The following is a 5,953-nucleotide window of genomic DNA, read 5'->3' on the forward strand; positions in this document are numbered from 1 at the left end:
GACAATGTTGGTTGAACCTAGGTTACAAGACACGTCTGTTCCCATGGTCAAGTATTCCTGAGAATCGTTGATGATGCTCGGCGTTTGAACCTGAAGGATTTCTGAACAGAGGTTAGACATGATAATCTTGCCATCTACTGGATTGTGACGGTTGACGGTGTCGATATTGATCACGTAAGGATAACCAGACTCTTGTTGGAGTTTGGAAATCTCTGTTTCCAGGTCGCGGGCTTTAATCTTGGTCTTGCGAATCTTTGGATTGGCCACCAATTCATCATATTTTTCAGTAATGTCGATGTAGCTAAATGGTACGCCATATTCCAGTTCAACAGAATAAGGACTGAAGAGGTACATATCTGCATTCTTACGGGCCAATTCGTAGAACTTATCAGGAACAGTGATACCGAGCGAGAGGGTTTTAACCCGAACTTTCTCATCCGCATTTTCTTTCTTGGTAGAAAGGAAGGCGATGATGTCTGGGTGGAAGACATCCAGATACACTACACCCGCCCCTTGGCGTTGACCGAGTTGGTTGGAGTAGGAGAAGCTGTCCTCAAAGAGCTTCATAACGGGAACGACACCAGAGGCGGCTCCCTCGTAGCCCTTGATTGGAGCGCCAGCCTCCCGCAGGTTGCTGAGGGAGATACCCACACCACCACCGATACGAGATAATTGCAGGGCCGAGTTGATGGAGCGGCCGATAGCATTCATATCATCCGTCACTTGAAGGAGGAAGCAGGAAACCAACTCACCACGGCGGGCACGGCCAGCATTCAAAAAACTTGGAGTTGCAGGCTGGTAGCGCAGGTGAATCATTTCATTGGCCAAATCCAGAGCCAGCTGCTCATTGCCTTCTGCAAAATAGAGGGCATTAAAGAAGACACGGTCTTCCATGCTTTCCAAGTAATAAGCACCGTCATTGGTTTTGAGGGCATATTGTTGGTGGAACTTATAGGCAGCCATGAAGGATTTGAACTGGAAGTTTTGATCTTTCAAGAATTGAGCCAATTTCTCAATAAACTCAGGGCTATATTGCTCCAAAAACTCTTTTTCGATGTAGTTTTCTTCCACTAAATACTTGATTTTGTCATTCATGCTGTCAAACTGCATGGTGTTTGGGATGACATTTTCCTTGAAAAAGGCCTCTAAGGCTTCCTGATCCTTGTGGAGGGGGATTTGTCCGTTGACTGGACGGTTGATTTCGTTATTGAGGCGGAAATAGGAAACATCGCCCAACTCTTTCAAACTCATAGTTCTTTTCTCTCTTAATATAGTAGTCTAGGTGGGTAAAAAAATTGAAAGTCCTATACCAAGGCCTTCAATTTAGCGGGTTGGAAACCTGAGAATGTCTCAGAAATTGTTTCAATAACTGGGGCAGCTGAGAAACCAAGACTTTTGACATGTTCAATAAACTCTGGTTGTTCATCCAAATTGATTTCCTTGAAATCCACTTGATGTTGCTCCAAAAAGCGCTTGGTCATCTTGCATTGGACACAGTTATTTTTTGAATAGACAGTTACCATTTTTATCTCCTTTTAAATTTTCATCACCTAAATAGGATACAATGAATGCCCAGAAAAGTCAATCCTCGAGCACTATATTTTGTGTTTGATTCAGATTAAAAATACCATATATAGTGCAAACCCTTGATATCATGAGCTTTGCTCGTATTCGGAAAAAATTATGAAAATTTATTGGGAATTTCATCGGCATCAGAAAAAAACAAAATATGTTAGAAAATCTAACATGACCCGGCAAGCTACTTGATTTGTCAGAAAATTTAATGTATAATATTCGTCATAGAAAGATGAGGTGCCAATAATGGAACAAAGACCTATTCAGTCCTATCAGTTTGGGGGCAAAAGCTACCAGTACTTTGACATCGCAGCTGCCTGTCAAGAAAAGTCTGTTTCTGTGCAGAGTCTTCCCTACACCATCCGTATATTATTGGAAAGTCTCCTGCGTAAATATGACGGAGTAGATGTTACCAAAAATCACATTCAAAATTTGGTAGCCTATTCTGCGGCCAAACCAGAAGGTGAGGTTCCGTTCAAGCCTAGCCGGGTTATTTTGCAGGATTTTACAGGCGTTCCGGTAGTAGTGGACCTTGCTTCCATGCGGGATGCCATTGTGAAAAATGGTGGAAATCCTGACCTCATTAATCCAGAAATTCCCGTCGATTTGGTTATTGACCACTCTGTTCAGGTAGATTTCTACGGAACGGAGTCTGCCCTTGAAGAAAACATTGACTTGGAGTTCCAGCGCAACAATGAGCGCTATGAGTTCCTCAAGTGGGCTGAAAAGTCCTTTGACAATTACCGGGCTGTACCGCCAGCTACGGGTATTATCCACCAGGTCAATATCGAATTCCTCAGTGATGTCATTATCGAAAAGGATGGCCAGCTCTACCCAGATTCCATGTTTGGTACAGACAGCCACACGACCATGATCAATGGTATCGGAGTCCTTGGTTGGGGTGTCGGAGGTATTGAAGCAGAAGCAGCTATGCTGGGAGAAGCTTCCTATTTCCCTGTTCCTGAGGTCATCGGGGTTCACCTGACTGGTCAATTGCCGAAGATTGCGACTGCGACAGACTTGGCCCTGAAAGTGACCCAACTCCTTCGTCAGGAAAATGTTGTCGGCAAGTTCGTCGAGTTCTTTGGTCCTGGTCTGACCAGCCTTTCCTTGGCGGATAGGGCCACCGTTGCCAACATGGCACCTGAATACGGCGCGACCTGTGGCTATTTCCCTATTGATGCGGAAACCCTTAATTATATGCGGCTGACCAATAGGGATGAGGACCACATTGCCTTGACAGAAGCCTATGCCAAGAAAAATCATCTTTTCTACGATCCAAACAGTCAAGCCAATTATACAAAGATTGTGGAGCTGGACCTCTCCACTATTGCACCATCCATTTCTGGTCCAAAACGACCTCAGGATTTGATTGATTTGGCGGCTGCTAAACAAACCTTCCAGGAGTCATTGGTTCGGGAAGCTGGTGTACAAGGTTTCGGTTTGTCAAAAGAAGAAGTAGATAAAACTGCCATCGTCCAGTTTGCAGATTACGAGGAGGAAATCAAAACAGGTCATGTAGCCATCGCAGCCATTACCTCCTGTACCAACACCTCCAACCCTTACGTTCTTATGTCCGCTGGCCTTCTAGCTAAGAATGCCGTAGAAAAAGGCCTCAGTGTTTCGCCAACAGTCAAAACATCCCTGGCTCCAGGTTCTAAGGTCGTAACAGGCTATCTGGAAAATTCTGGCCTGCAAACCTACCTTGACCAGCTTGGTTTCAATCTGGTGGGCTATGGCTGTACGACCTGTATCGGAAATTCAGGGAATCTTCGTCCAGAAATGGCTAAGGCCATCGTGGAATCAGATCTCTTGGTTTCAGGTGTCCTATCCGGAAACCGCAACTTTGAAGGCCGAATCAATCCTCTGGTCAAGGCCAACTTCCTAGCTAGTCCACCACTTGTTGTGGCCTATGCCCTGGCTGGCAATACCAATGTCGATCTGACCACAGAACCTCTTGGCTTGGACAAGGATGGACAGCCTGTCTATCTCAACGACATCATGCCAACCAACGACCAGGTAGCAGCCTATGTCGATAAATACGTGACCCGCGAACTCTTCGAAAAAGAATATGAGCATGTCTTCACTGACAGTGAAAAATGGAACCAAATTCCAACCGAAGAAAGCAAGATTTACAGCTGGAATGAGGCTTCAACCTATATCCAAAATCCACCTTATTTTGATGCCTTGGGTGAAGATTTGGTCATCAAACCGCTGAAAAACTTGCAAGTTCTGGCAAAATTTGGGGATACGGTCACAACCGACCATATCTCGCCAGCAGGAAACATTGCCAAAAATAGCCCTGCTGCCCGTTATCTGGATGAGCACGGCGTAGCCTATGCCGATTTCAACTCCTATGGTAGCCGTCGTGGAAACCATGAGGTCATGATGCGGGGAACCTTTGCCAATATCCGTATCAACAACCAGTTGGCAGATGGCAAGATTGGTGGTTACACCAAGTATAAGGGAGAAATCCTGCCAATTTATGATGCAGCTATGAATTACAAGGCTGAAAATGTTGGTACCCTGGTCATCGCCGGAAAAGATTATGGCATGGGTTCCAGTCGGGACTGGGCTGCCAAGGGCTCCAATCTCTTGGGAGTCAAGGCCGTTTTGGCAGAAAGTTTCGAGCGGATTCACCGTTCAAACCTGGTCATGATGGGCCTCCTGCCCCTCCAATTCTTGGAAGGACAAACAGCAGAAAGTCTGGGCTTGACTGGTTATGAAAGCTATGACATCAACCTGTCAGAAAATCCAGGTATCAATGATATTGTAGACATTATTGCCCGTGATGAAGAGGGAGAAAAACACTTCCAAGCTATCGTCCGCTTCGATGCGGATGCAGATATTCGCTACTATAAGAATGGCGGAATCCTGCCTATGGTCGTGCGTAAAAAGTTAGAAGGAGCTTAATATGGCAGAAGAAAGTGGATTGAAAGATTTGATTGCCTGCAATACTCGCATCAGCTCGATTATCGATGATGATTTGGCTTATGCAGGCTACAATATCTCCGAACTGATGGACAACAATGCCAGTTTTGAAGAAGTCATCTACCTCCTTTGGAACCTGCATTTGCCAACCGCCATCGAATTGAAAAATTTTGTCAAAGAACTGCGAGCAGAATATGCCATCAGTGATGCGGTAGAGCAGTGTATCCTTATCCAGTCTCGTCGCCATCTCCATCCCATGAGTGTGCTGCGGTCCACCGTCAGCCTCTTGGGAGTATACAATGTCAATGCGGAGGACAATTCGGTGGAAGCGACCTATGAGCAGTCCATTCAGCTCATGGCCAAGATGCCGACCATCATTGCCACCTTTGCTAGACTGAGAACAGGGCAGACTCCGATTGAGCCCCGTGAGGATTTGGGCTTTGCTGCCAATTTCCTCTATATGTTGAATGGCAAGGAGCCTTCAGAACTGGAAGTTAAGGCCCTCAATAGAGCGCTCATTCTTCATGCAGACCATGAACTCAATGCTTCAACCTTTGCAGCCCGCGTCTGTGCCTCCACCTTATCAGATATCTACTCTTGTGTAACCACAGCTATCGGTACCCTCAAGGGTCCTCTTCACGGTGGTGCCAATGAAAAAGTCTTCGACATGTTGCAGGAGATTCGAGAATATGGGGATACCAAGGCCTATTTGCAGGAGAAATTGGATTCCCAAGAAAAAATCATGGGCTTTGGCCACCGGGTCTACAAGACCCAGGATCCTCGGGAAAAATACCTGCGCCAGATGGCAGAGGAATTGACAGTCGGAACAGAGAACGAAGTTTGGTTCCAATTGTCCCGTGAAATTGAAGATTACATGAAGCACACAAAGGGTCTGATTCCCAATGTCGACTTCTATTCTGCAACCGTCTATCATGTTTTGGGCATTGACAGTTCCATCTTCACCCTCATCTTTGCCATGAGCCGGGTTTCAGGCTGGATTGCCCACATTCAGGAGCAGCAAAAGAACAACAAACTGATTCGTCCGCGTTCCAACTACCTGGGACAGTTCGGTTTGGAATATTTACCGATTGGAAAGCGCTAAGGAGAGACCATGGCAGAAAAAATTGTATTAGAAAATGGACGTTTAACTGTACCAGACCAGCCCATCATTCCCTTTATTGAGGGAGACGGGGTCGGTTTGGACATTTGGAAAAATGCCCAGTCGGTCTTTGATGCAGCAGTTGACAAGGCTTTTTCAGGCCAGAAAAAAGTCGCCTGGACAGAAGTTCTGGCAGGTAAAAAATCCTTTGACCAAACAGGGAGCTGGTTACCGGATGAAACTCTGGACATTATCAAGGACCACTTGGTGGCCATCAAGGGGCCTCTTGAAACTCCAGTCGGTGGCGGCATTCGTTCCCTCAATGTAGCCTTGCGCCAGGAGCTGGAC

At 46.1% G+C, this 5,953-nt stretch carries 5 protein-coding genes; 3 read left to right on the forward strand and 2 right to left on the reverse strand.

Annotated features, from left to right (window positions below; translation table 11 throughout):
• Together ACEYCN_RS06610 and nrdH are read right to left on the reverse strand one after the other, a co-directional pair.
• Window positions 1–1,251: ribonucleotide reductase N-terminal alpha domain-containing protein (locus ACEYCN_RS06610; protein WP_373713499.1), on the reverse strand; the 1,251-nt coding region annotated here is incomplete at its 3' end.
• A 53-nt stretch (window positions 1,252–1,304) separates the two neighbouring features.
• On the reverse strand, window positions 1,305–1,523 hold the full coding sequence (gene nrdH, locus ACEYCN_RS06615; protein ID WP_373713500.1) for a glutaredoxin-like protein NrdH: 219 nt from the start codon (window positions 1,521–1,523) through the stop codon (window positions 1,305–1,307).
• Window positions 1,524–1,821: 298 nt separating this feature from the next.
• Between nrdH and acnA the strand changes: the two genes are divergently transcribed.
• From acnA to ACEYCN_RS06630, 3 genes are all read left to right on the forward strand, one after another.
• Complete coding sequence (gene acnA / locus ACEYCN_RS06620) at window positions 1,822–4,488, forward strand: aconitate hydratase AcnA (protein WP_373713501.1); 2,667 nt, start codon at window positions 1,822–1,824, stop codon at window positions 4,486–4,488.
• A 1-nt stretch (window position 4,489) separates the two neighbouring features.
• Window positions 4,490–5,608: a citrate synthase gene (locus ACEYCN_RS06625; protein ID WP_373713502.1), complete on the forward strand. Its 1,119-nt coding sequence runs from the start codon at window positions 4,490–4,492 to the stop codon at window positions 5,606–5,608.
• A 9-nt stretch (window positions 5,609–5,617) separates the two neighbouring features.
• The coding region (locus tag ACEYCN_RS06630) for an isocitrate/isopropylmalate family dehydrogenase (protein WP_373713503.1) at window positions 5,618–5,953 on the forward strand (336 nt) is incomplete at its 3' end.

Source organism: Streptococcus sp., from assembly GCF_041802885.1.
In the GTDB taxonomy this organism is placed as follows: Bacteria; Bacillota; Bacilli; order Lactobacillales; family Streptococcaceae; genus Streptococcus.